27 protein-coding genes are annotated in these 26452 nt (G+C 29.5%); 16 read left to right on the top strand and 11 right to left on the bottom strand.

The window, feature by feature from the left end:
* Nucleotides 1-94 precede the first annotated feature (94 nt).
* Genes serS through M6G78_RS09370 form a run of 3 tightly spaced genes read left to right on the top strand, consistent with a single transcriptional unit; the run spans nt 95 to nt 3282 of the window.
* Nucleotides 95-1360 carry a serine--tRNA ligase gene (gene serS / locus M6G78_RS09380; protein WP_253230231.1) on the top strand — a complete coding sequence of 422 codons (1266 nt, stop codon included), beginning with the start codon at nt 95-97 and terminating at the stop codon, nt 1358-1360.
* A 12-nt stretch (nt 1361-1372) separates the two neighbouring features.
* Nucleotides 1373-2371: a hypothetical protein gene (locus M6G78_RS09375; RefSeq protein WP_253230230.1), complete on the top strand. Its 999-nt coding sequence runs from the start codon at nt 1373-1375 to the stop codon at nt 2369-2371.
* A 53-nt stretch (nt 2372-2424) separates the two neighbouring features.
* Nucleotides 2425-3282 (top strand): S66 peptidase family protein, encoded by an 858-nt coding sequence (locus M6G78_RS09370; protein ID WP_371922839.1) that lies wholly within the window; start codon nt 2425-2427, stop codon nt 3280-3282.
* A 44-nt stretch (nt 3283-3326) separates the two neighbouring features.
* Here M6G78_RS09370 and M6G78_RS09365 read toward each other — a convergent pair whose 3' ends face one another.
* The 3 genes from M6G78_RS09365 to M6G78_RS09355 all read right to left on the bottom strand — a co-directional run bounded on the left by M6G78_RS09365 (nt 3327) and on the right by M6G78_RS09355 (nt 4714).
* On the bottom strand, nt 3327-3497 hold the full coding sequence (locus M6G78_RS09365) for a DUF362 domain-containing protein (protein WP_138269578.1): 171 nt from the start codon (nt 3495-3497) through the stop codon (nt 3327-3329).
* A 217-nt stretch (nt 3498-3714) separates the two neighbouring features.
* Nucleotides 3715-4026: a hypothetical protein gene (locus tag M6G78_RS09360; RefSeq protein WP_253230228.1), complete on the bottom strand. Its 312-nt coding sequence runs from the start codon at nt 4024-4026 to the stop codon at nt 3715-3717.
* A gap of 70 nt (nt 4027-4096) precedes the next feature.
* Nucleotides 4097-4714: a manganese efflux pump gene (locus tag M6G78_RS09355; protein ID WP_138269580.1), complete on the bottom strand. Its 618-nt coding sequence runs from the start codon at nt 4712-4714 to the stop codon at nt 4097-4099.
* A gap of 147 nt (nt 4715-4861) precedes the next feature.
* Between M6G78_RS09355 and M6G78_RS09350 the strand changes: the two genes are divergently transcribed.
* Together M6G78_RS09350 and M6G78_RS09345 are read left to right on the top strand one after the other, a co-directional pair.
* Nucleotides 4862-6340: a phosphomannomutase/phosphoglucomutase gene (locus M6G78_RS09350; protein ID WP_253230227.1), complete on the top strand. Its 1479-nt coding sequence runs from the start codon at nt 4862-4864 to the stop codon at nt 6338-6340.
* 77 nt (nt 6341-6417) lie between these two features.
* The gene (locus M6G78_RS09345) at nt 6418-9159 is read left to right on the top strand and encodes a UPF0182 family protein (RefSeq protein ID WP_253230226.1); all 2742 of its coding nucleotides are present in this window, start codon (nt 6418-6420) and stop codon (nt 9157-9159) included.
* A gap of 53 nt (nt 9160-9212) precedes the next feature.
* Here the strand turns inward: M6G78_RS09345 and M6G78_RS09340 are convergent, their stop codons facing one another.
* The 3 genes from M6G78_RS09340 to M6G78_RS09330 all read right to left on the bottom strand — a co-directional run bounded on the left by M6G78_RS09340 (nt 9213) and on the right by M6G78_RS09330 (nt 10725).
* Nucleotides 9213-9731: a CarD family transcriptional regulator gene (locus M6G78_RS09340; RefSeq protein ID WP_253230225.1), complete on the bottom strand. Its 519-nt coding sequence runs from the start codon at nt 9729-9731 to the stop codon at nt 9213-9215.
* 147 nt (nt 9732-9878) lie between these two features.
* Complete coding sequence (locus M6G78_RS09335) at nt 9879-10268, bottom strand: hypothetical protein (RefSeq protein ID WP_253230224.1); 390 nt, start codon at nt 10266-10268, stop codon at nt 9879-9881.
* A gap of 13 nt (nt 10269-10281) precedes the next feature.
* Complete coding sequence (locus M6G78_RS09330) at nt 10282-10725, bottom strand: cell wall hydrolase (protein WP_253230223.1); 444 nt, start codon at nt 10723-10725, stop codon at nt 10282-10284.
* Between the two features lie 328 nt (nt 10726-11053).
* On the opposite strand from M6G78_RS09330, the gene M6G78_RS09325 reads away from it, so the two are divergent.
* The 4 genes from M6G78_RS09325 to M6G78_RS09310 all read left to right on the top strand — a co-directional run bounded on the left by M6G78_RS09325 (nt 11054) and on the right by M6G78_RS09310 (nt 16342).
* A complete protein-coding gene (locus tag M6G78_RS09325; protein ID WP_253230222.1) occupies nt 11054-13876 on the top strand; it encodes a DNA translocase FtsK in 2823 nt (940 codons plus the stop codon).
* An 11-nt stretch (nt 13877-13887) separates the two neighbouring features.
* On the top strand, nt 13888-15219 hold the full coding sequence (gene rimO / locus M6G78_RS09320; protein WP_171020575.1) for a 30S ribosomal protein S12 methylthiotransferase RimO: 1332 nt from the start codon (nt 13888-13890) through the stop codon (nt 15217-15219).
* A complete protein-coding gene (gene pgsA, locus M6G78_RS09315; RefSeq protein WP_138268612.1) occupies nt 15219-15758 on the top strand; it encodes a CDP-diacylglycerol--glycerol-3-phosphate 3-phosphatidyltransferase in 540 nt (179 codons plus the stop codon). The genes rimO and pgsA overlap by 1 nt, the downstream gene beginning before the upstream one ends.
* Nucleotides 15759-15946: 188 nt before the next feature.
* Complete coding sequence (locus tag M6G78_RS09310) at nt 15947-16342, top strand: SRPBCC family protein (RefSeq protein WP_138268611.1); 396 nt, start codon at nt 15947-15949, stop codon at nt 16340-16342.
* Between the two features lie 43 nt (nt 16343-16385).
* Here M6G78_RS09310 and M6G78_RS09305 read toward each other — a convergent pair whose 3' ends face one another.
* The 3 genes from M6G78_RS09305 to M6G78_RS09295 all read right to left on the bottom strand — a co-directional run bounded on the left by M6G78_RS09305 (nt 16386) and on the right by M6G78_RS09295 (nt 20375).
* A complete protein-coding gene (locus tag M6G78_RS09305; protein WP_253230221.1) occupies nt 16386-18008 on the bottom strand; it encodes a hypothetical protein in 1623 nt (540 codons plus the stop codon).
* Between the two features lie 131 nt (nt 18009-18139).
* Nucleotides 18140-20149: a ferrous iron transport protein B gene (gene feoB / locus M6G78_RS09300; RefSeq protein WP_253230220.1), complete on the bottom strand. Its 2010-nt coding sequence runs from the start codon at nt 20147-20149 to the stop codon at nt 18140-18142.
* Nucleotide 20150: 1 nt separating this feature from the next.
* Complete coding sequence (locus M6G78_RS09295; RefSeq protein ID WP_138268608.1) at nt 20151-20375, bottom strand: FeoA family protein; 225 nt, start codon at nt 20373-20375, stop codon at nt 20151-20153.
* A 187-nt stretch (nt 20376-20562) separates the two neighbouring features.
* On the opposite strand from M6G78_RS09295, the gene M6G78_RS09290 reads away from it, so the two are divergent.
* Complete coding sequence (locus M6G78_RS09290) at nt 20563-21783, top strand: DNA polymerase IV (RefSeq protein WP_253230219.1); 1221 nt, start codon at nt 20563-20565, stop codon at nt 21781-21783.
* A gap of 27 nt (nt 21784-21810) precedes the next feature.
* Here M6G78_RS09290 and M6G78_RS09285 read toward each other — a convergent pair whose 3' ends face one another.
* Nucleotides 21811-22389, bottom strand: a complete 579-nt coding sequence (locus M6G78_RS09285) for a DUF5662 family protein (protein WP_253230218.1) — start codon at nt 22387-22389, stop codon at nt 21811-21813.
* 239 nt (nt 22390-22628) lie between these two features.
* On the opposite strand from M6G78_RS09285, the gene M6G78_RS09280 reads away from it, so the two are divergent.
* A complete protein-coding gene (locus tag M6G78_RS09280) occupies nt 22629-22892 on the top strand; it encodes a DUF6809 family protein (protein ID WP_138268605.1) in 264 nt (87 codons plus the stop codon).
* Nucleotides 22893-22914: 22 nt separating this feature from the next.
* Here M6G78_RS09280 and M6G78_RS09275 read toward each other — a convergent pair whose 3' ends face one another.
* Entirely contained in the window at nt 22915-23271 is a 357-nt protein-coding gene (locus M6G78_RS09275) for an arsenate reductase family protein (RefSeq protein WP_138268604.1), read from the bottom strand.
* A 408-nt stretch (nt 23272-23679) separates the two neighbouring features.
* On the opposite strand from M6G78_RS09275, the gene rpsJ reads away from it, so the two are divergent.
* Genes rpsJ through rplB form a run of 5 tightly spaced genes read left to right on the top strand, consistent with a single transcriptional unit; the run spans nt 23680 to nt 26445 of the window.
* On the top strand, nt 23680-23988 hold the full coding sequence (gene rpsJ / locus M6G78_RS09270) for a 30S ribosomal protein S10 (protein WP_253230217.1): 309 nt from the start codon (nt 23680-23682) through the stop codon (nt 23986-23988).
* Between the two features lie 43 nt (nt 23989-24031).
* On the top strand, nt 24032-24667 hold the full coding sequence (gene rplC / locus M6G78_RS09265) for a 50S ribosomal protein L3 (protein WP_138268602.1): 636 nt from the start codon (nt 24032-24034) through the stop codon (nt 24665-24667).
* Between the two features lie 25 nt (nt 24668-24692).
* Nucleotides 24693-25310, top strand: coding sequence for a 50S ribosomal protein L4 (gene rplD / locus M6G78_RS09260; RefSeq protein ID WP_138268601.1), 618 nt, complete (start codon nt 24693-24695; stop codon nt 25308-25310).
* Nucleotides 25310-25597, top strand: a complete 288-nt coding sequence (gene rplW / locus M6G78_RS09255; RefSeq protein ID WP_207734408.1) for a 50S ribosomal protein L23 — start codon at nt 25310-25312, stop codon at nt 25595-25597. Before rplD ends, rplW begins: the two co-directional genes overlap by 1 nt.
* A 14-nt stretch (nt 25598-25611) precedes the next feature.
* The gene (gene rplB, locus M6G78_RS09250) at nt 25612-26445 is read left to right on the top strand and encodes a 50S ribosomal protein L2 (RefSeq protein ID WP_138268599.1); all 834 of its coding nucleotides are present in this window, start codon (nt 25612-25614) and stop codon (nt 26443-26445) included.
* Nucleotides 26446-26452: the final 7 nt, after the last annotated feature.

Raw genomic sequence — 26452 nt, 5'->3', positions numbered from 1 at the left:
ATAATCTTTTTATATATAAAGGTGATTGAGTTGACAAAAGTTAAAAAAAAATATTATAATAAAAAATAAAAATTGTGTACTGTTAGGAGATATTATGTTAGATATAAAAAGAATAAGAAATAATACAGATGAAGTAAACGAACTTCTTGCAAGAAGAGGGGATTACAGTGTTAACGAAGTTTTAGAATTAGATACAAAAAGAAGAGAATTGTTATCTAAAGCCGAAGAAGGAAAGGCAAAACAAAACAAAGTGTCAAAGCAAATTCCTATGATGAAAAAGGAAGGCAAAGACGTAAGCGAATTATTAAAAGAGATGAAAGAACTTTCAAGTGAAGTTAAAGAATACAATGCACAAATCAGTGAATTGGAAGAAAAAATAAATTCACTTATTCTTTCTATTCCAAATACACCAAACAAAGATATTGTTATAGGTAAAGATGAAAATAGCAATAAAGAATTAATTAAGGTCGGTACACCAAGAAAATTCGATTTTGAAGCTAAAGCTCATTGGGATTTAGGTGTTGATTTAGGATTACTTGATTTTGAAAGAGCTGTAAAAATTTCTGGAGCAAGATTTTCAATGTTTACAGGAATGGGGGCTAAACTTGAAAGAGCATTAATTGCTTTTATGCTTGATACTCATACAATAGATAATGACTATATTGAGATTTCTCCTCCTTTCATGGTAAACAGAACATCAATGACAGGAACTGGTCAACTTCCAAAATTTGAAGAAGATGCATTTAACATTAAAAATAATGATTACTTCTTAATTCCAACAGCAGAAGTTCCTGTTACAAATATCCATAGAGGTGAAATTTTAAAAGAAGAAGATCTTCCTAAATATTTTACTGCATATACACCATGTTTCAGAGCTGAAGCAGGAAGTGCAGGAAGAGATACAAGAGGTTTAATTAGAAACCACCAATTTGATAAAGTTGAACTTGTAAAACTTTCAAAACCAGAAAATTCATATGATGAGTTAGAAGATTTAACTTTAGAAGCAAGAAAAATTCTTGATTTATTAGAAATTCCATATAGAGTTATAGAATTATGCACAGGTGACTTAGGTTTTTCAGCTGCAAAAACTTATGATATTGAAGTATGGCTTCCAAGTTATAACAGATATGTAGAAATATCATCATGTTCAAATTTTGAGGATTATCAAGCAAGAAGAGCAAATATAAGATATAGGGATAAAGACGGTAATGTTAAGTTTGTTCATACACTTAACGGTTCTGCCTTGGCTGTTGGAAGAACTTTTGCGGCAGTTTTAGAAAATTATCAAAATGAAGACGGCAGTGTAACTGTTCCTAAAGTATTAAGAAACTATCTTGGAGGATTAGAAGTCATTAAATAGACTTATTTTGTTATGGAAAAAAGAGTAAGAAGAGTAAAAAAAATAAAAAAAAGCAGACCAACCCATAAAATAGATAAAGAGCAATTTGAAATTGAAAATGAAATAGAAAAACAAGAACCAGAAATAGAAATAGATAATTTTAATATTGATGATTTAGATATGGAAGATATTTTCGTAAATACGGATTTTGAATCAAGAGTAAAGCCTGGAGATGAAAATGTTATAGAAGATAATTATTTTGAGGATGAAATTCAAAAAGAAAATATAGAAAAAGACGATGAGGAATATTTTGAATATCAAGAAGAGGATAATGAAGAAAGAGTATCTTTAAAAGAAGCCTTGAATTTTAAAATAACAAAAAAGACAATTTTAATATTCTTAGGTATTATTATTGCCGCTTCTGCGTTGGGTTTTGGGCTTTATAAGTTATTCCCGGGAGGAAAAACTTTTAGTGGTATTGTAAATTTGAATGATACATTATCAAATGGTAAAGTTGAATGTGTTGTTGAAGATATTGTTGTTACTGATACTATATCTACAATAAAAGCCAGTGAAGGTAAAACTTTTGTATGTATTTATTATGAATTTACGAATATTTCAGGTAATGAAATAAAATGGGAAGATTTTCCTTATATTACTCTTGGTATTTTTGATAGTGATGATATTGGTTCAAAATCAATAAAAATATTGGATAATGATAGTATCAATAAAGATGCTTTAAGAGAATATTCATATGTAATGGGGCTTGATCTTAGGGATGATTTAGATCCCCTAGCTGCATCTTCAACTAGAGATGATGTAGATGTTTTTGAAATTGATAAATCATATTTAACAAATAATAAAGTTTATATTTTATTTGATATATATGATAAGGCAATAAAGGTTCAAGAAGGTTTAAGTACACTTCCTAACTTAAATGAAACAATTGAGAAAAACCAAGAAGAAATTAAAAAAGAACAGGAAGAAATGGGTATCCAAGAGACACCTCAAGATTCTGAAAATGCACAGTAAAAATAAAGCAATAAACTTTTGTTTATTGCTTTTTATTTTAAAGGAGAATGATTATGTTTAAAAAGGGAGATAAAATAGGAATTGTTGTTCTTTCAAATGGTATTGATAAAAATAAAAAAGAACAAGTTAAACAATTAATTGTTGAAATAAAAAATTTAGGACTTGTTCCTATAATTGGAGAATATATTTACAGTGAAGAAAATCATTGCCTGTTAATAGCACAAAAAAAAGCTAAAGTTTTAATGGATTTTTATAAAAATAAGGATATAAAAGCTATATTTGATATTTCCGGAGGAAATTTGGCAAATGAAATATTACCTTTTATTGATTTTGAAATAATAAAAAATAATTATAAGCCTTTCTTTGGATATAGTGATTTGACAACTGTTATAAATGCTATTTATTCTAATACAAAAAACCTTTATTATTTATATCAAATAAAAAATATAATTTTAGATAATAAAGAAAAACAGATACGTAATTTTAATGAAAGTTTCTTTAAGGGGAAAGATGATATTTTCAAATTTGATTATGAGTTTCTAAGAGGAGATAGTATGAAAGGTGTTGTTATCGGAGGTAATATAAGGTGCTTTTTAAAACTTGCCGGAACAAGTTATATCCCTGACTTTAAAGATAAAATTTTATTTCTTGAAAGCAGGAGCGGGAAAAGTTCTTTGATGATATCATTTTTTAATCAATTAAAGCAAATGAATGTATTTGAAGATATTAGAGGTATTATTCTTGGAACATTTACTCAAATGGAAAGAGAAAATAGTTGTCCTAATATAAAAGAAATTGCCCTTGATATAACAAAAGAATATAACATTCCGATTGTAAAAACAAATGAAATAGGTCATGGGAGCGATTCTAAATGTATTGTAATAGGAAAAGAATATAATTTAAGTAAATAAAAAAAGGAGGGGATACCTCCTTTTTTCGTACGAATAAATAAATCTTATTCAGGTTGAGCTGCTCCTGTTGGGCAAGCGCCTGCACAAGCTCCACAATCGATGCATGTAGCAGCATCAATTTCGTATTTTCCATCGCCTTCAGAAATAGCACCTACTGGGCATTCACCAGCACAAGCGCCACAAGCGATACATTCATCAGTAATTACATGAGCCATGTTTGATACCTCCATATTATTTGTTTGTTTGTATTAATATAACATTTTTAATAATTTATTGCAATAGGAAAATTTTAAAATCATATATTGTAATATATTTAAAAATCATAAATTGAAAGCATATTATAATATGAAAAGTAATTAAAAGTAACGTTTAAGCCTTATTTAAGGGTGTTTTGCTTTTCTATGTAAAGAAGGAGGAAATACTCCTCCTTTGTTATTTTCTTATATCATCAAAAAAATAAATTAATATTCCATCACATGTTTTTATTATTCTGCAGTTACATTTATTTTTACATTTACAACAATTATTATTACAACAGCTACTATGATTTGTATTTATGCAATGACTTTCTTTTTTGCATGCACAATTTGATGAGTTTTGATTATTGCAGTTGCATTTTGAGCAAGAATTATTTCTTTGTTCGTTTTGATATTCAATTTCATTATCGTAACATCCGCATCTTTCTTGATTTGTTCTTATAGAAGAATTGTTACATCCACATGATGTTCTATTTGAGTAATTCATTTATCTTACCACCTTTATAATATTACTGTTTTCGATATATAATATGATAAATTATAATTTTGGTTACCCTTTACATTATTTTTGTAAAAGCAAGAATTATTAAAAGTATTCCGCTAAACCAGCTTAAGTTTATTTTTGATGCTTCACTGAAGATATTTCCCGTTTTAAATCCTGCAATTATAAGTGAAAAACAAATGCAAAAGGTAAGTATAAAGACTATAAAAATGTTTGTATAAGGGAAAGACAGTCCTGCGCATATTGAGTCTATTGACCCGAGAATGCCGATTAAAAATGATTCTTTTATATCTAAATTATTTGAATTATTTACATCCGCTTTTGTTTCATCAATAAATATGTTAAAAAATAAATTTTCTTTTTTAATTTTTTTATTAATATTTCTATTAATTATTTGCATATTTTTAAGATATGTTTTTATTGCAAAGGCAAAAATATTGTAGCTGCCTATTGTTATTAAAAGAAAAAACGAAAGTATGTTAAATAAATATATCGGTATTATCTTTGAAAGAATATTTGATAAAGAGATAGACAAACAAAGAGAAAATGCACTTGAAAGAGAAATTATAATTGATGTAGGTATATTAATTTTTATTTTATTACTTCCAAAATTTGCACTTATTAGAAAAGTATCCATACTAAGGGCCAATATTAAAATAATGATTTTTATCATTCTTGTTCCTCCCTTTTATAGTCATAATTTATAATATTAATGAGAAAGACTTTGTGTGCATGTTTGAAATTATTAATATTAGATATATAAAAATTTATAAATTTATGGTATATTTAAAGTAAGATAACTTATTTTAGGGAGGACGAAATGGATTTAAAAAAATTACAAAATGGTTCTGATGTCAGAGGTATTGCCTTAGAAGGCGTAAAAGGTGAAGAAGTTAACTTAACAAACGAAGCCAGTTATAAAATAGCAAAAGCTTTTTCAATATGGTTAAAGAAAAGACTAAATAAAGACAGTGTAAAGATAACACTTGGTAGGGACTCAAGACTTTCAGGTCCTGCTCTTGCTGAAAATGTAATGAAAGGTTTAAGCAGTGAAGAAAATGTTGAAGTTGTTTACTTTAATTTATGTACAACACCTGCAATGTTTATGAGCTGTGTGAATGAAGAAGTTAATGCTGATGGCGCTATTATGATTACAGCAAGTCATTTACCATTCAACAGAAATGGTCTTAAATTCTTTACAAAAGACGGCGGAGCAGAAAAAGAAGATATTATAGATATTCTTACAATTGCAAATGAAATGGAATTAGAAGATGTTGAAGCAAAATATGAAACTCTTGATTTCTTAAGTATGTATGCTGCTGATTTAGTAAAGAAAATCAAGCAAAGAACCGGAGAAGAAAAACCTTTCAGTGGTAAAAAAATTATCGTTGATGCAGGAAACGGTTCAGGTGGATTCTTTGCAAGCAAGGTTTTGGAAGTTTTAGGAGCTGATACTTCAGGTAGTGTATATTTAGATCCTGACGGAAGTTTCCCAAATCATGTTCCAAATCCTGAACTTAAAGATGTTATGGACAGCTTCTCTGAAATAGTAAAAAAAGAAAATGCTGATCTTGGAATTATCTTTGATACAGACGTTGACAGAGCTGCCGCAGTAGATAAAAGCGGAGAAGAAATAAGCAGAAATAAACTTGTTGCTTTAATGGCAAGCATTTGTCTTGAAGAAGCTGCAGGAAGCTATATAGTAACTGACAGCGTAACAAGCAGCGGATTAAAAGAATTTATAGAAGAAAAAGGCGGAGTTCACCACAGATTTAAAAGAGGATACAAGAATGTAATAAACGAAGGTATAAGACTTAACAAAGAAGGAAAAGAATGTCTTCTTGCAATTGAAACAAGCGGACACTGTGCTTTAAAAGAAAACTACTTCTTAGATGACGGTGCTTATATGGTTGTAAAAATTCTTGTTAAATTCTTTGAACTTAGCAAAGAAAACAAAACATTTGATGACCTTATAGGTTCATTAAAAGAAGCTAAAGAAGAAGCTGAACTTAGAGCTACATTCTTGGTTGAAGATTTTAAAGAATATGGTGCAAATCTTCTTGAAGACTTTAAGGTATATGTTAAAGAAAAAATGGAAGGCGCTAGTTTTGAAGAACCAAACTTTGAAGGTGTTAGAGTAAATGTTGAAAGAGACGGAATAAAAGGTTGGGTACTTTTAAGATTATCTCTACATGATCCTGTACTTCCAATAAATATCGAATCAGAAAACGAAGGCGGAGTTGAAAACATTAAGAAAGAAATTTTAGACTTCTTAAAAGACTACGAAGTTAAATTCTAATTAAATAAAAGCATCAATAAGGGTATCTTTATTGGTGCTTTTTTTATATAATATAAAAAAAGTTATAGGTGTTTATTATGGAATTTAAAAATGTAGTTGACGGAGAATTTGAAGAAGTAAAAAGCAGTTTTAAAAATAATAAGGTAAAAAGAAAGTTAAAATTACCCAAAATGAAAATAAGAAAAGTAGTTCTTCCTTTAATTTTTGTTTTGTTTTTTATTGGACTATTTTTATATTTGATAAACGGATTTTATATAGATTATTTATGGTTTAAAGAAGTAGGGTACTTAAATATATTCTTCAAAGAATTAAAGACAAAGATTTATATGTTTGTGCCTCTATTTTTAATATTATTTATTTTTTTTATGGTATATATAAAATTCTTAAAGAAATCATTTGATCAAGAAAATAATGTTTTAAATAAATATTGGAAAAAAATATCTGTTTTAACATCAGTATTTTTTTCTTTTATATTTTCTTTTATCATTACTTCAAGATTATGGTATAAATTTCTTGAGTTTATAAATGCTGTTCCTTTTAATAAAAATGATGGTTTGTTTAATAAGGATATATCTTTTTATGTTTTTAAACTTCCCTTTTATACTTCATTAAACAGACTTTTATTTATGTTTATTTTAACAATATTTATAATAACAGTTATTTTGTTTATCGTTTTTAAATCAAAAGGTTTAAGAAACAAAAAAGAAGGTGTAATAAAGTATTTATGGGAAAATTTTAAACTTCCTTTTTGTATTTTTATAAGTATACTTTGTTTATGTTTAAGTATTCATTTTTATCTTAATATTTTTAATGTATGCTATGATTCTTCGGGGATTGTCTACGGAGCTACTTATGCAGATATGTTAATTGATGTTAACAAATATAAAATATTAAGTATATTTATGATTTTATTTGCCGTTATTCTTTGGATATGCTGTTTTAAAAATAAAGTTAAACCTGTTATTATATGCATTATAATAGTTCCTTTATTTGTAGTTGGTTTAGTCGGCTTAAAGTTTGTAATACAAAATTATATAGTAGTTCCAAATGAATATGCTAAAGAGGAAAAATACATTAATAATAATATTGATATGACAAGAGATGCATACAATATTGCAGACGTAGAGGTTAAAGATTTTAAAGCAGATAACAACTTAACAAAAGAAGATATTAAAAATAACTCTGTAACAATAAGTAATATTCCTATAAATGATTTCCTTCCTACCCTTGATACTTTTAACTCTCTTCAAGGGTTTAGGTCTTATTATTCTTTTAAAGATGTTGATGTTGACAGATATAATCTTGATGGAGATCCCACACAAGTATTTATTTCTGTAAGAGAAATGCAACCAAGCAGTAAAGAAAATGTAAGAAGTTTTGTAAATAAACATCAAAAATATACTCATGGCTATGGAAGTGTAGTTGCTCCTGTTAACCAAATAAATTCATCAGGTCAGCCCGTTTTGATTCAAAAGGATATACCTGCAACTACTATATATGATGATTTAAAAATAACCGAACCTAGAATATATTATGGAGAAATGACTACTGATTATGCCATTGTAAATTGTAAAAGTGACGAATTTGATTATCCTGAAGGTGATAATAATGTTGAAAACAGATATGGCGGAAGTGGAGGGATACAATTAAATTTCTTAAATAGAATTGCTTTTTCAATAAATAATATGAATAGCAGATTTATATTCTCATCAGATATAACCTCTGATAGTAAGGTTCTTATTAGAAGAGAAATAAAAGAAAGAGTAAGTATTATAGCTCCATTTTTGGAATATGATGAAGATCCTTATATTGTAAATGCAAATGGCAGATTATATTGGATAATAGATGCTTTTACTTTAAGCAGCAAATATCCTTGTTCAACACCTTCTAAATTTCAAGATGGGCAAAACTTCAATTATATAAGAAACTCTGTTAAAGTTGTTGTTGATGCATATAACGGAACAGTTGAATTTTATCAGGTAGATAAAAACGATCCTATAGCAACTCTTTACTCTAAAATGTATCCTGGATTTATTAAACCACTTGAAGAAATGGATCCGATATTAAAAGAGCATTTGAGATATTCAGAAGTTTTGTTTAACATTCAAAGCAGTATGTATGAAACTTATCATATGACAAATCCACAGGTTTTTTATAACAAAGAAGATCAATGGCAGACTGCAAAACAATTTTATGGAACAGCAAAAGAAGCTGTAAATGTAAACAGTGCTTATATGATGATGAAACTTCCTGACAGTGACAAAGAGGAGTTTATGATTATGGCACCTTTTACGCCAAATAACAAAAATAATATGGTTGCATGGATGGCAGGTATATGTGATGGTGAAGATTATGGTAAATTGAAAGTATATACATTCCCGAAACAAAAACTTGTTTATGGACCGATGCAGATAGAGCAAAGAATTGATCAGGATACGAACATTGCTCCTAAATTAAACTTGCTTTCACAGGCAAGCAGCGAGGTTTCAAGAGGTAATATGCTTACTATACCTATAGAAGACAGTATACTTTATGTTGAGCCAATATATGTTAAATCAAAAACAGATCAGATGGCACTGCCTGAAGTAAAAAAAGTTATAGTTGCTTATGGAGAACAAATCGTAATGGAAGATTCTTTAAGTGAAGGAATAAATGCTATATTTAATTTGAAAGAAGGTAGGCAGGAAGATACTGAATCCTCTCTTGAGGATAAAGCAAGAGATCTAATGAATAAAATGAAAGATGCACAGGCAAAAGGAGATAGCAAAGCATATAATAAATATATGAATGAGCTTGATAATATTTTAAATTCAATGTAAAAAGAACCGATTTACTTCAAGTAAATCGGTTCCTTATTTCCCGGGAAAAATAATTATACGTTTATTTTTTCTTTAACTTTAATATGCTCTGATATAAAAGGAGCAACTTCTTCCGGCTCTATATTTAATACATGAGAAAACTCTTCATGTAGAAGTCTTGTTGCATTTTTTAATATCTCTTCATCGCTCATATGCAGTTTTTTTCCATTCTTTATTTGTTCTTTTTTATGTAAATATAATGTTCTTATTAACTTGATTATATTTTTTCTGTCTCCTGAATGTATAATTTGTTTGTATGTTTGTTTCCTTTCGTTGTCATCATTAATCCATATTAAATCATCATCTTTTATATTGTCTATTAAATCTTCAATTTCTTTTGGAGTAAGAATTTTTCTCATTTTTTGTGTTTGTTTTTTATTGTTAACAGGAACAAATATTGTAAGGCTATCTTTATTTATAGGAGTCAGAACGTAAAATTTTGCTTTAGCTCCTGCAAAATCTTTTTCTACAATTTCACTGATTTTGCATAGTCCTTCGTTATCATATTGAATTATTTCATTTAAACTAAACATTACAACAACCCCTTTTTTATAAAATGTTATAATAAAACAGCCTAATAGCAGTCATGATGTCTACGATTAAGCTGTTTGCCATAAATATATTATACCATTTTTATAGGAATTATGTAATAGAAACTTTGAAATTCTTTCTATAAAAGACTATCGTCTGTTTCTTCTTTGATTTGAAGAAATGTTTCTTTGAGACATTACATCTGATCTTGAAACTGTTATGAATTTAACCGAATATATATCGCAAACTATATATTCATTATTAGAAATATTAAAAAGAGTAAAATAGCTAAGTCCAACATTATACATTATTCCGGATTTTGTTATTAATGTATCACTGCCTATAACAAATTCGCATACGCAGTATTCGCCTTTAATTCTGTTTAGTATATCAGGAGTAGTACCTACTGTAAATACAGAAGGTACATTGGAACCGTCACTGTCTTTTTCCGGTTCAAAATTATTATCCATTTGATTATCAAGGTGTTTATTATAGTTTTGACCTCTGAAGATTCTGCCCAAATTATCTTCTCTATCCATTTTTACCTCTCTTTTAAGTTTGTAAATATTTTTCAGTAGGATTATAGAAGCAATGTCTTCCTATTTTGGTTATTAAACTTCCGACTTCACTTGGGAAAAAATCTCTGCAGTCATTTTGAAAAGGGTTATAAAACCAAAGTGCGTATCCAAGATTATAAAGCCGTCCTCCCGATATTGCCCAGTCTGCTATTTGATAATGAATATTTGTAGGATTCATATTGTATATGTTTTGTGGATTATATTCTCCGTTTACGGTTTCCATGGCACAGGTAAATTGTCCTTTTTGATATATTATGTTTCTGATACTTCCTCCGTTTGAAACTCTTGAATATTCTCCATATGGAGTATAAACTCTGTTCATGACTACACTTGCTACTGCGGCCATACCTTCATTGCCTTCGCCTCCCGCTTCGCACTCAATTAATCTTGCTAAAAGTTCTCTGTCCGAATAAGCCATTGCTTCCTCCAATAAATGTTATAATATATTTATATTGTGTTATTTTCTTAATATGACAAAATAAAAAAAGGATTTGTTTTAACTGGATTAAAAAAATTTTGATAAATTATTATTAATTTAAAAATACATATGGAAATGAAAATGTATTAATATTAAAATGCAACTTAATTAATTCATAAAATATAAATTTTATATTTTATTACAATTTATTATATTTTATTTATAAATTATAAGATATATTATCCTATGAATTAAAATGAAAATATGATAAAATATACTGATACATAAATAAAGAATAATATTAAATTTACATATGTGAGGTATGAACTTGGCAAGAAAAAAAACAACGGCAAGGAAAAGAACTCAAACATCATCAAGAAGAACTACAAAAAAGCAGCTTGAACAAGAAATGTTTAAAAAGAAAATAATTCAAAATGAAATAATAGGCGTTATTATTTTCTTTTTTGGTGTTTTTATGCTTTATTCTATATGGTCAAAAGACAGTGGTGTTTTTGGAAATAATTTGCATAATATTTCTATGTTTCTATTTGGTAGTGTAGGAGCTTTTTTAATAGGAATATCCTTTTTGGGGCTTGGTGTTTATATAACATCCAAATTAAAGCCTTTTAATGAAACACTTACCTTAACTTGTATTGTTTTTATTATATTTAACATAATGGCATTTTTTAATGTTGGAGGAGACCTTTTAAAATATGGTGCTTTTACAAATCAGCTTTTTAATGCTGTGCTAAATGTTGTAACAAAAGGCGGCATAATAGGTATATGGCTTGGAGGATTGTATACAACTTTCCTTGGTGAAACAGGTTCATATATATTTATTTTTGCCTGCATTATAGTTTGTTTAATATTAATATTCAAAGACAATATTGCAAGTTATAAAGAAGATAGAAAAGCAATAAGACAAAAAGAAAGAGAAGTAAAAAAAGAGATAAAAGCTCAAAGATTAACAAAGAAAATACAAGACAGAGAAGATCAGTTAAGAACAAAAGCAGAGAGACAACCTGTAAGAACATCTTTCTTTCCTTCTTTTAAAAGCAAACTTATAAAAAATCCATATGATGAAAAGGACGCGATAAAAACAAGTAAAGATAAAGAAGAAGTTTTAAATAAATGGGAAGATGAATATAAGAAAAGCAAGAATCCATTTAAGAAAAAAGATAATATTGAAGAAGGAAAACAAGAAGTAAAGAAAGAAGAACCTATAATAAGGACTTATTACAGAAACGAAAACGGAGACTTTAAAAAAGAAGTTAACGAAGAAAAACCAAAAGAAGAAATTATTCAAAATGAAAGACTAAGTAAAGAAGAGATAAAAAACAAAGTAAGAGAAGAACAAGGCTTTGATGAGATAATAAAAGAAACTCAGGAAAAGCAAGATGAAACAAATAAACAAATTGAAAGAACAAAAGACTTTGTAAATCATAAACCTATAAATAAAGAAGATTTTATTGAAGATGGGGAAGAAATACCTATTGAAAGAATTGATATAAGTGATATAGACAGAGCCAATAAAGCTCAAAGAGAACAGCTTGATAAATTAAGAGTTGCAATGGATAACGGAAGTATTGCAAAAATTACGGAAATAGAAAATAAAGAACCTTTAGTTACAGAAAAAGAGCAGATACCTTATGTATTTCCTAAGTCTTCTCTTTTAAAACCAAATAAAAATAGAAATAATAAAGGGGAGAGAGATAGAGTTTTAGAAAATACAAGAATACTTGAAGAAACTCTTGCAAACTTTAAAGTTGGGGCAAGAGTAACTGAAGTTAGTATAGGACCTACAGTTACAAGATATGAAATGGAACTTGAACCTGGTATAAAAGTAAGTAAAGTTGTAGGGCTTCAAGATAATTTGGCAATGGCTCTTGCAGCAAATGGAATTAGAATGGAAGCTCCTATTCCGGGAAAAAGTGCAATAGGTATAGAAGTTCCTAATAAAGAAGTATCTGTTGTAGGATTTAGAGAAATTGTAGAAGATGAAAAATTCAAAAATGCAAAATCTAAATTATCTGTTGCGCTTGGTAAAAATGTTACGGGAGATATGGTTATAATGGATATAGCCAAACTTCCTCATCTTTTGATTGCCGGTGCTACAGGTTCAGGAAAAAGTGTTTGCATTAACGCAATAATAAATTCTATTTTATTCCACGCAGATCCAAACGAAGTAAGGCTTATTTTAATAGATCCTAAAATGGTTGAGCTTAATATATACGAAGGCATTCCTCATTTGCTTGTACCAGTAGAGACAGACCCAAATCATGCAGCAGGAGCTCTTAAGTGGGCTGAAAAACAGATGAAAATAAGATACGATTTATTTGCTCAAAATAGAGTAAGGGATATAAACGGATATAATAAGAAAATGGAAAAGACCGGTGGAGAAAAAATGGCACAGTGGGTTATCATTATAGACGAGCTTGCGGATTTAATGATGACTTGTGCTTCTCAAGTTGAATCGGCAATATGTAGACTTGCTCAGCTTGCAAGAGCTGCAGGTATACATTTGGTTTTAGCAACTCAGCGTCCATCTGTTGATGTTATTACGGGGCTTATTAAAGCAAATATACCTTCTCGTATATCCTTTGCTGTATCATCGCAAATCGATTCAAGAACGATTCTTGATATGGCAGGAGCAGAAAAACTTTTAGGAAGAGGGGATATGTTATATTCTCCTGTGGGAAGTAATGCTCCTATGCGTGCACAGTGCGCTTTTATTAGTGATGAAGAAGTTGAGTCGGTTGTAAAATTCATTAAGGAAACACAAAGACCAAATTATGATGAAGATGCAATAAAAGGTATTGAAACAGTTTCCGCTGAAGAAAATATGCCGGGAAGTAAGGAAAATCTTCACAAAGAAGACTTCATTGACGAAAAGTTTAATGATGCACTTAACTTAGCATTTGAACTTGGAGAAGTTTCAACGTCAATGCTTCAAAGAAGACTTAGAATAGGTTATGCAAGGGCAGGGAGTATTATTGATGAATTGGAACAAAGGGGAATAATTTCTCCTAAAGATGGAAGTAAACCAAGAAAAGTTTTAAAGAAGAGAGAAGATTTCTTCTCCAATAGTGTTGTAGAAAGTGATGAAGTTTATCCTGAGGGAACACTGGATATAGAAGATGAAATAATGTAATGGAGATAGATATGAAAAAAGTATTTATTTTAACTTTGGGATGTCCAAAGAATACCGTAGATAGTGAAAATATAATGTATTTATTAAAAGAGCAAGGGTATGAAATTGTTGATGATGCAACAATAAGCGATTATATAATAATCAATACTTGTACTTTTATTCATGATGCAATGGAAGAAAGCATTAATTCGATACTTGAAGCTACTTTGGTAAAAAAAGACAGAAATGAAGTAAAAATAATAGTTACTGGATGTCTTGCTCAAAGATATCATGAAGAGTTATTAAAGGAAATACCTGAAGTTGATGCTTTTGTTGGAACAGGTGAATTTTATGATATGGCAAAAGTTCTTGAAAAACTTGATAAAGATAGTGAAAGTACTTTAGTTAATGTTGAAAATATAAATTGTCCTATTGTTGAAACAGACAGAATATTGTCTACACCTTCATATACGGCTTATTTAAAGGTAAGTGAAGGATGTGATAAACATTGTACATATTGTGTCATTCCAAGTATCAGAGGAAAACAAAGAAGCAGAAAGCTTGAAGATATAGTATCTGAGGCAAAAAGACTTGCCCAAAGAGGAGTTAAAGAAATAATCTTAATAGCTCAAGACGTTGGAGAATATGGTACTGATTTATATGGTAAGAGAAGACTTCCTGATTTGCTTGAGGAATTAAATAATATTGAGGGCTTAAAGTGGATAAGAGTTTTATATATTTATCCTGAAACTATTTCAGATGAGCTTATCGATAAACTTGCAAAACTTGATAAAGTTGTAAAATATATAGATATGCCTCTTCAACATATTAATAACGATATATTAAAGAAAATGGGAAGAAGAACTTCAAAAGAAGATATACTTTCTATTATAAGGAAATTAAGAAAGAATGTTGAAGGAATAAAAATCCGTTCTACATTCATTACAGGTTTCCCATCAGAAACAAAAGAGCAGCATGAAGAACTTTTAGAATTTATAAAATTATATCAACTTGACAGGGTAGGGTTCTTTAAATATTCCAGAGAAGAGGGAACGCCTGCTTACAATATGGATAACCAAATTGATGAAGAAATTAAAGAAGAAAGATATATTGAACTTATGCAAGCTCAGGAAGAAGTTTCTGAAGAGCTTATGGAAATGTATCTAGATAAGACATTAGAGGTTCTTGTTGAAGAAGAAGTAGAGGGAGAAGATAATGTTTATATAGGAAGAAGCTATATGGATTGTCCTGAAATTGACGGAGAAGTTTATATTTATGCCCATAAACCTTTAGAAATAGGTGGGTTTTATGATATATTAATAGAAGATTCAATGGAATATGATTTAATAGGAAGGACGATATAATGAATTTAGCAAATAAAATTACGTTATTCAGAGTTTTTATGATACCTGTATATGTTGTTTTTATGATGCTTACAGGTATACAAAATAATTATATGATTGCTGGAGCGATATTTATCATTGCTTCAATATCAGATTTTGTTGATGGTCAGATTGCAAGAAGATGTAATATGGTTACAGATTTTGGAAAATTTGTTGACCCTCTTGCAGATAAACTTCTTGTAATGGCAGCGATGCTTTGCTTCGTTGAAATAAACTTTATTCCTTCATGGGTTGTAATTGTAATTCTTGCAAGAGAGTTTATTGTAACTGGGCTTAGAGTTCTTGCTGCATCTGCGGGAGTTGTTATAGCAGCTGATAAAATAGGTAAGTTAAAAACGACTACTCAAATGATAGCATTGGTATTAATGCATTTTTCAGCTTTAAGTAATATTATTTTTAATATTTCTTTAGGCCTTATGTATATAGCATTAATTTTAACTGTAGTTTCAGGAGTAAATTATTTATATTTAAACAGAAGTTTATTTAATGTAAAAGAGTAATTTTAAATTACTCTTTTTTTATAAAAATAAAATATATTAATAAATATGGTTTTGAAGATAAAAAATATAACACTATAATAAGTATAAAATATTTTAAATAATATATAGAAAAATATGTAAATTGATACAATTATAATGTAGTATTTTATGAGTATATGAAAGTTTAAGTTATGAGAGGATGTATAAAAATGATAACTGTTAATATAAAAGATGTTATAGATAGTGATATACATAAAGTTTGGGAAATGACTTTAAATGTTAGTAAATATAATACATGGCGAAGTGACCTAAGTAAAACAAAAATTGTTAGTCAAAATCAATTTGTTGAATATACGAAAAAAGGTTATTATACAATTTTTACAGTTACTTTATTACAGCCTTATAAAAGATGGGAATTTGATATGGAAAACAGCAATATAAAAGGTCATTGGATTGGCGTTTTTACGTCAAAAGAAGATAAGACTCAGGTTGATTTTTCAGAACATATAACAGTAAAGAAAAAAATTATGAAGCCTTTTGTAAAATTATATTTAAAGAAACAACAGAAACAATTTATTAAAGATTTAAAAAAAATATTAGAATAAAAAAATATGAAATAAAAAAGCCTCTATAAAGAGGCTTTTTGTTTTAGAAGAATAAAACTGTTTGTGCAAGTATTAATGCATTTAATATTAAAGCTTGTATAAATGCGTTTAGTCTCGTTGGTGAATCAACGGCTTTTAATAGTTTTCCAACTGCAAGTACAAACACAAGTAGGAAAACAAGTCCCATAAAACTTATTGCAATCGAAAATTGACCCATTATTAACATTACTATGGCAACAATAGGAATAATAAGGAAGTTAAAACATGATATTATAAATCTTTGCATTTGTGTTGCAATCATAACTTCTTTTTCTCTTTCTTCTATGTAGAATATAAAATAACATAGTATTGTTGAAAGTATTAGCCAAAATACTTTTATTGATGTAATGTTGAAAACAACATTGCATCCTGCTACCGAAAGAAGGTATAGTATTGCAATTATACCAATAGCAACAATTAAACCGCCTTTAACATTCTTTTTAGGATCTTTATAAAATATCTGACTTCCTATATCGCAGGCAAAATTTGTTCTATAGTAAAGATAGAATATTATCATTCCGTAGCATGATAACAATGATAATTTAACTAAAGTGTAATACGGAATTGACATAATCGGACTTAATAAAAAGTACAGTGCTACCGGTAGCAAGAATACCATGATTAAGGATGGGATTACTGCTAAAAGTTTTGATATTACAAATTCCTTGTTAAAAGGTATTGTTCCTTTTTCTTTATAATAATCTTTTGCAGTTATTTTATAAGAAAGAAATATTATAAAGAAAGCAATTATGCAAAGTACAGCAGGTAACATTGTTTTTAATGTTAAGAATTTACTTGGGGTATATTCATACCCATCTCTTTGAGCTATATAACTTACTGTTTCTTTTATTATTTTGCTGCTTGTAATTTCATTTGTTGGTAAAACATTTTGTGCAACTGTTAGAGTTACTTCATTTTCTTCTGGACTTCCTGTTTTTCCTTGTTCTAGTCTTGTTTTTAAAGCTTCATTTTCTTTAACACTTGATTGATCATTTAAGTTTGATGTTATTAAGTGAATATTTTCTCCGGGGTTTGAAGCATTAAGTTCTTTCATGAACGTAACATTTTCTTCTTTTACAAAGTTAATTACATCTAAATCGATTTTTCCAAGTATATTTGTTTTAGTTGAAATTAATGTTAGATCTTTAGGGTTGAAAAATCTTTTAGTTGCTGTTTGAAGAGCTGTTCTTGCACTTTCACCTACGGCAACAATATGTATGTTTTCTTCATTTAGTTTTGCCATTTGCGAAAATGCTACAATAGCCGAATAATATTGTTCTGCCAAGTATTCATTTTGTTTATATCCAAATTCGATGTGTCCATCAGAATGTCCTTGACTTGGATAATCAAAAACATAAACGCTGTAACCAAGCTTTGCAAATTCTTCAACCATAAACCATGTGTCTTTTGCGTTGGCGCTTAAATCATTTGCTATAAATACACCCATGTTGGTAGAACCTTTATAATATCTTGCGGATATTTCTTCTTCATCCAGATTATAGAATTCTACCTTATCCATTTTATAATATGTATTTGTTGAATATAGTTGCGTAAAACATCCTGCTATAAATAAAAATATTAATATTATTAATGCAATTTTTCTTTTTGAATTTATTTTAAATTTCATGTTAAACCTCTTTTGGGGATTAAAAATTTACTGATAATAAATTATATCATAATATTTTTTTTTTAACAATAAACATAATATACTTGTTTTTTGTTTATTTATAAATAAAAAACAAGCATATTGCTTGTTTTCTATAAAATAAGTTTTGCTATATTATAAACTATTAACGCAATTACATAAGCTATTCCCGTTTGGTACATAGCAGTTAAAACAGCCCCCTTAAATGAGCCTATTTCTCTTTTTGCTGCTGCAAATGCTGCTGCACAAGGCATATAAAGAAGCGTAAATGTTAAAAACGATATTGCAGCAGGAAGAGTAAGCATTGTGCTTAAAATTTGAGGTAATGTATTTAGTGTACTTCCCGTAAGCACTGCAAGTGTGCTTACAACGACCTCTTTTGCACTAAATCCCGCAATAAGTGAAGTTACGAATTTCCAATCTCCAAAACCTAAAGGTTTAAAAATTATTGCAAGATAGTTTCCTATTGAAGCAAGTATGCTTGAAGATGGGTTGTCCACCATATTAAATCTAAAATCAAAGTTTTCAAGTAACCATATAAGTACACTGGCAACAAATATTATAGTAAATGCTCTTGTTACAAAATCTTTTGCTTTTTCATAACTAAGTCTTGTAAGAGATTTGATTGATGGAAGTCTGTATGGAGGAAGTTCCATTACAAAAGGCATTGATTCTCCTTTGTAAATTGTATTTTTTAATAAAAATCCTGAAAATACAGCTGTTAATATTCCAAGCAGATAAAAACAAATCATTACAAGAGGAAGATTATCTCCAAAAAATGCTGCTGCAAATACAGTATATATAGGAAGTTTTGCACTGCATGACATAAAAGGTGTTAAAAGCACCGTCATTTTTCTGTCTCTTGAACTTGTAAGAGTTCTTGTTGCCATAATTCCCGGAACAGAACATCCAAAACCTATTAGCATAGGAACAAAGCTTTTACCGCTTAAACCTATTTTTCTTAAAGGTTTGTCCATGATAAATGCTATTCTTGCCATATATCCGCTGTCTTCTAGTAATGATAAGAAGAAGAATAACGTTATAATGATAGGTAAGAACGATAATACAGATGATATTCCGTTATATGCTCCGTCTATTATTAATGAACGAAGTGTTGGGTTTATTTGAAGTGTTGTAAGTCCTCCGTTTAAAAGAACTTTTATGTGTTCAAGTAAAAGTTCAAATGCATCGCTTAAAAATGCGCCGATAACTCCAAAGGTTAGATAAAATATTGCTCCCATAATAAGTATAAAAATAGGTATTGCAAAGTATTTGTTTGTAAGGAAATTATCTATTTTTACGCTTTTAATATGTTCTTTTGTATGAGAGACTTTATGTACAGTGTCACTACATAGGTTTTCTATAAAATCATATCTCATTTCTGCAATTGCAGCGGCTCTGTCAAGACCTACATCTTTTTCCATTTCGTCTACAATGTGCATTATTATATCTTTGTCCGCATCGCTAAGTTCAAGTTTATCTTCCATTAAGGAATCACCTTCAACTATTTTTGAAACACAAAATCTTACAGGAAGATTTTTTTCTTCTGCATTTGCTTCTATTATATGAGATATTGAATGTATTGCTTTATGAATATATCCGCTACAAAAATCAATTTTGCCTCTATACGCATTTTCTTCAAGTAAGTCCGTTGCAACGGCAATAAGTTCTTCTGTTCCTTGATTCTTTGCGGCTTGTATAGGAATACATTCTACATTTAATCTTTTTGAGATTGTATCAATATCTATACTATTTCCGCAGGCTATCACTTCATCCATCATGCTAAGTGCAATAACCATTGGAATATTTAATTCAAGTAGTTGAAGTGTAAGATATAAATTTCTTTCTATATTGGAAGCATCTATGATGTTTATTATTAAATCAGGTTTTTCTTCCATTAGAAAGTCTCTTGTAACTATTTCTTCACTTGTATAAGGTGAAAGTGAATATATACCCGGCAGGTCTACAAGGTTTATGTTTTCATGTCCTTTTATTGGACCTTCTTTTTTGTCTACTGTAACACCTGGGAAATTTCCAACATGAGCATTACTTCCCGTAAGGGCATTAAATAATGTCGTTTTACCACAGTTTTGATTACCTACAAGTGCAAAGGTTCTTTTCATATTAAAGCACCTCTACTTCAATTTTTTTTGCGTCTTCTTTTCTTAAAGTAAGTTCAAAACCTCTTAGATTTATTTCTATCGGATCTCCAAGAGGGGCTACTTTTCTGATAAATACCACTGTTTTAGGTATTAGTCCTATATCTAAAAGTCTTCTTCTTATGGCAGGTTCTCCGCCTGTACTTTTTATTACTGCTTTTTGACCAATTTCAAGTTTGTCTAAAGTCATTTTTTATCCCTTCTTTTTTATGTCGTTTGTTCCGTTTTTGATTATACATTCAATATAATATTTAAGTCAATGGGAAAGAGCATTGTTATTAGTGAAAACTAACAAAATATTTTCATCTATGAACAAATGTTTGTTTTATTCCCATTTGTGTGGTATATTTTTATTATAAGAAAGGTGAGTAAGAAAAATGGAGAAAATTATATTTCACATTGATGTTAATTCTGCGTTTTTATCATGGCACTGTGCGTATAATAAAAAAATCAATCCGGAATTTTTGGATTTAAGGAAAGTTGCTTCTGTGATAGGTGGCGATGAAGAAGCAAGAAAAGGTGTTGTTCTTGCAAAATCAGAAGAGGCGAAAAGGTATGGTATAAAAACGGGAATAAGTTTATTTGAAGCAAAGAGGCTTTGTCCTAATCTTGTAATAGCTAAACCTGACTTTAAAATTTATAGGATGTATTCAAATAAAATGTTTGAACTTCTTTCAATGTATAGTGATAAAATAGAGAGGTTTTCCATTGATGAAGGATTCTTGGATATGAGCGAGAGTATAAAGCTATTTGGTCAGCCTGTTGAAGTTGCATATAAAATAAAAGAAAGAATAAAAAAAGAGCTTGGATTTAGTGTGAACGTGGGAGTTTCCTGTAATAAACTTCTTGCAAAGATGGCAGGGGATTTAGAAAAGCCCGATAAAGTAATAACTCTTTTCCCAGATGAGCTTGAAGAAAAATTATATCCCCTTGGTATAGATAATCTATTTATGGTCGGTAAAAAAACAAAAGAAAAACTTAATAAGCTTGGAATAAATACAATTGGTGAACTTAGTAATTGTTCCCTGCAGTATCTTATTACTCACTTTAAAAATTCACAGGGGATAATGCTTTATAATTATTCTCATGGCATAGATGATTCTAAAGTAGAAATTGAAAGAAAAATAAAATCTGTTGGAAATAGTACAACCTTAAGTGAAGATACTTCTGATATTTTAAAAATAAGAAAAATTATTCTTGCTTTATGCGATAGCATAGGTTCAAGGCTTAGAGAGAAAAATGTAAAAGGAAATGTTATTGTTGTTACAATAAAATATAGTAATTTTAAAGTATTTTCACATAGAAAGACCTTGTCATTTTATACCAGCTCCACTGATACAATTTATAAGCAGGCTTTATTATTGTTTGATGAATTATGGAACGGAAACAGTGTAAGACTGCTTGGTGTTAGTATATCCGGAGTAAGTGAAAATACGGTATCTCAGCTGTCATTAATTGAAAATAATGCTGAAAATGATAAAATGGGAAAAGTGGAGAAAGTTATGGATAAACTTAGAGAGAGTTATGGTAAAGATATAATAAAAAGAGGTATGCCTGAGGGAAAGGTTAGTAAATCAATAAAAGATAAATGGGAATAAAAAAGAGAATATTAATATTCTCTTTTTTTATAATACTAATTTATCTCCGTCAAACTTATAATCTTTATTTTTTTCTTTCATTAATGTATGTTTTATAAAATGTAGAAGTTCTTTTTCACCTTTATCTCTTAACATAATAAGAAGATATTCTGTAAGTTTCTTGCTGTCTTCGTCAATAATATAGAAGTCTTTTCCTTTTAGCCAGTATTTTAAAGGTTCGTCTTCTTTGTAATTTCCGTTTAAATAATTTTTTGAAGCGCTTATTCTATCAATTACCATTTCTGCAACATATCTTTTAGGCATTTTTACGCCCGTTATTCCTTCGTGAGGATTAGGTTTATAATCTATCCAATATTCAAAATGATGTCTATTTCTTCCTTTATGGTGAAGCCAGCCAAGAGCATATCCATTAACTTCTTTTTCTTTGTTTATTGGGCTTCTTTTGCCTCCTTGGTAGTATTTTACGCCTCGTCCAAATTCTATAAAGCTGTATTTTGAAAGGTCATGAAGCAAACCTTGTTTATATAATCCTGCTTTAAAACAGGTTTTTAAAACTATAATTTTGTGTCTTGTGATGGTATAAAAATGTCCCCAAATTTTGCTCATTGTTTCACTCCTGTTTTATAAATCTGCATTTTTATTATAGCAGAAATAAACTTATAATGTTATTCAAAATATTAAATTTTACTTTTTTAAGACAAATGTAACTTTTGTGACTAAAATGTGACCTGTTTGCTTCATATTATTGTCTAAATGTTTTTCGTGTATATAATAAAATCAGAATAAAATTTTATTCATATTATTTTATGATAAAAAAATAATATTGATAAAAATGAGGGATTGGTATGAGTAGTATATTGAAAGATTTATATGAGGGCAATATAAATCCTTATGCAGAGATGAAAATTGCTTTGGATGAATATGCTTTAGAACTTAGAGAGATGACTAAAACGGAAGAGAATTTTATAAAAAAGCTGGATGAAGATATGCAAAATGAATTTTATAAAATTATAGAAAGATGGATAAGTTTATATCCTTTAGAGCTTAGAGATGCATATATAAAAGGATATAAACTTGGGGTAAAGATGATGGCAGAAGTTTATAAATAAAAAAAAGGAGCATACTCTTTTTTTATTTTATATATTCTTCCCATTCTTTTTCTTTAAATCCTGTAAGTATTTTATCTTTACCTATTATTATAGGTCTTTTTACAAGCATGCCGTCAGTGGACAAGAGAGAAATCATTTCATCTTCATTCATTTCCTTTAATTTATCCTTTAGGTTAAGTTCTCTGTATTTCATGCCGCTTGTATTAAAAAATCTTTTTATTGGTAGATTACTTTCTTTAATCCACTCTGTAAGTTCTTCTTTTGTAGGGTTATTTTCGATTATATGTCTTGATGTAAAATCAATATCATTTTCAATAAGCCATTTTTTTGCTTTTTTGCAAGTAGAACATTTTGGGTATTCTAAAAATAAATATTTCATTGTAATTTCTCCATAATATTTTTATTTTATTTCATATTTTATTATACATAAAAAAATAAAAAAAATAAATTTTTAAAAAAAATTTTGTTTATTAATAAAAAATATGGTAAAAATTATTGATAAATGTTACAATTTTTTTACGTAAAATTTTTATAAAAAAAATAAAAAAAAATGTAAAAAAAGCCTTGCATTATAGGGTTTTATAGTGTATTATTAGTAAGCTATGACAGAAGAAAATGCGTTGAAGCGGGAGGTTGCCGTGTGAACGGGTTTTTCCGTGGAGTATGTCACCATCTAGAATGGGGCGGCATGCTTGGTGTTTTTGTGCGTCTAACTCACAAGTGAAACACACGGAACAGTGTATCAAGCATGGTCGTACTGTCGAATCATAATTAGGAGGAAGAAAGTATGGCAAATCAAAAAATCAGAATTAAGCTAAAAGCCTATGATCACGCAGTGATTGACAAGTCAGCAGCTAAAATTGTTGACACAGCAAAAAGAACAGGAGCGGAAGTATCTGGTCCTATTCCACTTCCAACACAAAAGGAAGTAGTTACAATCATCAGAGCGGTTCATAAAGATAAGGATTCTAGAGAACAATTTGAAATGAGAACTCATAAGAGAGTTGTAGACATCCTTAACCCAACACCAAAAACTGTTGAAGCTTTAATGAAATTAGACTTACCAGCTGGTGTTGACATTGAAATCAAGTTATAAAATTATGACTACCAAAAAGTAGTCCGCTAATGGAGGTAAAAACATGAAAAAAGCTATTATGGCTAAAAAAGTCGGAATGACTCAAGTTTTTGCAGAAGACGGAAGAGTTATTCCAGTAACTGTATTACAAGCTGGTCCTTGCTGTGTATTACAAGTTAAAACAATCGAAAAGGACGGTTATGAAGCTGTACAGCTTGGTTACGGTGAAATTAACGAAAAAAATGTAAACAAACCTTTGAAAGGTCACTTTGAAAAAGCAGGTGTTAAACCTGTAAGAAAAATCCAAGAATTCAGATTTGAAGATTGTTCAGGTTATGAAGTTGGAAATGAAATCAAAGCTGATGTATTTGAAGCCGGAGATAAAATTGATATTACAGGTATCAGCAAAGGTAAAGGATACCAAGGTGCTATCAAAAGACACGGTCAATCAAGAGGTCCTATGGGGCACGGTAGTAAATCTCATAGAGTAGTTGGTGCTATGGGTGGAGCTTCTTTCCCTGGTAGAGTTATGAAGGGTAAGAAAATGGCCGGACATATGGGTAGCGAAAAAGTAACAGTTCAAAACTTAACTGTTGTTAAAGCTGATAGTGAAAATAACATGCTCCTTGTTAAAGGTGCTGTTCCAGGGTCTAATGGTTCTATCGTAACAATTACTGATAGTATCAAGGCTTCTAAATAGAGAGTACTAGGTAAGGAGGATAGAAATGAAAGCAGATGTATTAAACATAAAAGGCGAAGTAGTTGGAAGCGTTGACTTAAACGCTGAAATTTTTGAAATAGAGCCTAACATGCCAGTTGTTCATCAATATGTTAAAGCTTACCTTGCTAATCAAAGACAAGGTACTCAAAGTGCTAAAACAAGAGCAGAAGTGCGTGGAGGCGGAAGAAAACCATGGAGACAAAAAGGTACAGGTAGAGCTAGAGTTGGTTCTTCAAGAAACCCAGTTTGGACTGGTGGTGGGGTAGCATTTGCTCCAAAACCAAGAGATTATTCTCAAAGCATTAACAAAAAAATGAGAAGATTAGCTATGAAATCTGTATTCTCAGCTAAAGCAAGCGATAAAGAATTATTCATCATTGATGAACTTAAGCTTGAAGCTCCAAAAACTAAAGTAGTTGTTGATATGTTCAAAAACTTAAACATTGACAAAACTTTAGTTGTTATTGATGAAAATGACGTAAATGTTGTTAATTCAGTAAGAAACATTAAAGATGCTAAATGTTCAACAGTTGGAACATTAAACGCATATGAAATGTTAAAATACAACAATTTAGTTTTAACTAAAGATGCATTAAACAAAATAGAGGAGGTATATAAATAATGAATCCTCATGATATTATTATTAAACCAATCGTTACAGAACAAAGTATGATTGATGCAGCAAACAAAAAATACACATTCAAAGTTATGAAAAATGCAAACAAGTATCAAATTAAAGATGCTGTAGAAGCAATTTTCGATGTTGATGTTAAACAAGTTAATGTTATGAACATGAACGGAAAAGTTAAAAGAATGGGTAGAACACAAGGTAGAAGAGCTAATTGGAAAAAAGCTATTGTTACTTTAACAGAAGCTAGTAAAGAAATTAAGTTCTTTGAAAATATCTAAGGAGGCTATTACTGATGGGTATTAAAAAATATAAACCAACCTCACCAGGTCTTAGAGGTATGACAGTTTCTACTTTTGAAGAAATCACAAAGACTTCTCCAGAAAAGAGACTTGTTTCTAAGAAAACAAAAACTGCCGGAAGAAACAACAACGGTAGAATCACTGTTAGACATCATGGTGGCGGTGCTAAACAAAAATATAGAATCATTGATTTTAAAAGAAATAAAGATGGTATTCCAGCAAAAGTAAATGCTATCGAATACGATCCAAACAGAAGTGCAAACATTGCATTATTATTCTACGCTGACGGCGAAAAAAGATATATTATCGCTCCTAACAACTTAAAAGTTGGCGATACAGTAATGTCAGGTAAAGATGCTGATATTAAAGTAGGTAATGCATTAAATCTTGAAGATATTCCTGTTGGTACAATTCTTCACAATATTGAACTTAAAGCAGGAAAAGGTGCTCAAATGGCAAGAAGTGCCGGAACTTATGTTCAATTAATGGCTAAAGAAGGTAACTATGCAACATTAAGACTTCCTTCTGGCGAAATGAGACTTGTAAGAAAAGAATGCAGAGCTACAATCGGTCAAGTAGGAAATCTTGAACATGAAATTATTACTATCGGTAAAGCTGGTAGAAAAAGACATATGGGTATTAGACCAACAGTAAGAGGTTCTGTTATGAACCCTAACGACCATCCACACGGTGGTGGGGAAGGTAAAGCTCCAATCGGTAGAAGTGGTCCTGTTACTCCTTGGGGTAAACCAACACTTGGTTATAAAACTCGTAAGAAAAATAAACATTCTGATAAATACATTGTAAGAAGAAGAAACGGTAAATAGGAGGTAG

It is taken from the genome of Anaerofustis sp. NSJ-163 (assembly GCF_024135845.1).
Lineage (GTDB): Bacteria > Bacillota > Clostridia > Eubacteriales > Anaerofustaceae > Anaerofustis > Anaerofustis butyriciformans.
This window is presented reverse-complemented; position numbering and strand designations above follow the sequence as displayed.

Coding starts and splice junctions, on each gene's coding strand:
- M6G78_RS09370 (WP_371922839.1), top strand. CDS start 2,425: ATGTTTAAAAAGGGAGATAAAATAGGAATTGTTGTTCTTTCAAATGGT.
- pgsA (WP_138268612.1), top strand. CDS start 15,219: ATGAATTTAGCAAATAAAATTACGTTATTCAGAGTTTTTATGATACCT.
- feoB (WP_253230220.1), bottom strand. CDS start 20,149: ATGAAAAGAACCTTTGCACTTGTAGGTAATCAAAACTGTGGTAAAACG.
- M6G78_RS09275 (WP_138268604.1), bottom strand. CDS start 23,271: ATGAAATATTTATTTTTAGAATACCCAAAATGTTCTACTTGCAAAAAA.
- rplW (WP_207734408.1), top strand. CDS start 25,310: ATGAATCCTCATGATATTATTATTAAACCAATCGTTACAGAACAAAGT.
- M6G78_RS09350 (WP_253230227.1), top strand. CDS start 4,862: ATGGATTTAAAAAAATTACAAAATGGTTCTGATGTCAGAGGTATTGCC.
- serS (WP_253230231.1), top strand. CDS start 95: ATGTTAGATATAAAAAGAATAAGAAATAATACAGATGAAGTAAACGAA.
- M6G78_RS09345 (WP_253230226.1), top strand. CDS start 6,418: ATGGAATTTAAAAATGTAGTTGACGGAGAATTTGAAGAAGTAAAAAGC.
- M6G78_RS09330 (WP_253230223.1), bottom strand. CDS start 10,725: ATGGCTTATTCGGACAGAGAACTTTTAGCAAGATTAATTGAGTGCGAA.
- rplD (WP_138268601.1), top strand. CDS start 24,693: ATGAAAGCAGATGTATTAAACATAAAAGGCGAAGTAGTTGGAAGCGTT.
- M6G78_RS09290 (WP_253230219.1), top strand. CDS start 20,563: ATGGAGAAAATTATATTTCACATTGATGTTAATTCTGCGTTTTTATCA.
- M6G78_RS09375 (WP_253230230.1), top strand. CDS start 1,373: ATGGAAAAAAGAGTAAGAAGAGTAAAAAAAATAAAAAAAAGCAGACCA.
- rimO (WP_171020575.1), top strand. CDS start 13,888: ATGAAAAAAGTATTTATTTTAACTTTGGGATGTCCAAAGAATACCGTA.
- M6G78_RS09335 (WP_253230224.1), bottom strand. CDS start 10,268: ATGGATAGAGAAGATAATTTGGGCAGAATCTTCAGAGGTCAAAACTAT.
- M6G78_RS09340 (WP_253230225.1), bottom strand. CDS start 9,731: ATGTTTAGTTTAAATGAAATAATTCAATATGATAACGAAGGACTATGC.
- M6G78_RS09360 (WP_253230228.1), bottom strand. CDS start 4,026: ATGAATTACTCAAATAGAACATCATGTGGATGTAACAATTCTTCTATA.
- M6G78_RS09365 (WP_138269578.1), bottom strand. CDS start 3,497: ATGGCTCATGTAATTACTGATGAATGTATCGCTTGTGGCGCTTGTGCT.
- M6G78_RS09285 (WP_253230218.1), bottom strand. CDS start 22,389: ATGAGCAAAATTTGGGGACATTTTTATACCATCACAAGACACAAAATT.
- M6G78_RS09280 (WP_138268605.1), top strand. CDS start 22,629: ATGAGTAGTATATTGAAAGATTTATATGAGGGCAATATAAATCCTTAT.
- rplC (WP_138268602.1), top strand. CDS start 24,032: ATGAAAAAAGCTATTATGGCTAAAAAAGTCGGAATGACTCAAGTTTTT.
- M6G78_RS09310 (WP_138268611.1), top strand. CDS start 15,947: ATGATAACTGTTAATATAAAAGATGTTATAGATAGTGATATACATAAA.
- M6G78_RS09295 (WP_138268608.1), bottom strand. CDS start 20,375: ATGACTTTAGACAAACTTGAAATTGGTCAAAAAGCAGTAATAAAAAGT.
- rplB (WP_138268599.1), top strand. CDS start 25,612: ATGGGTATTAAAAAATATAAACCAACCTCACCAGGTCTTAGAGGTATG.
- rpsJ (WP_253230217.1), top strand. CDS start 23,680: ATGGCAAATCAAAAAATCAGAATTAAGCTAAAAGCCTATGATCACGCA.
- M6G78_RS09355 (WP_138269580.1), bottom strand. CDS start 4,714: ATGATAAAAATCATTATTTTAATATTGGCCCTTAGTATGGATACTTTT.
- M6G78_RS09305 (WP_253230221.1), bottom strand. CDS start 18,008: ATGAAATTTAAAATAAATTCAAAAAGAAAAATTGCATTAATAATATTA.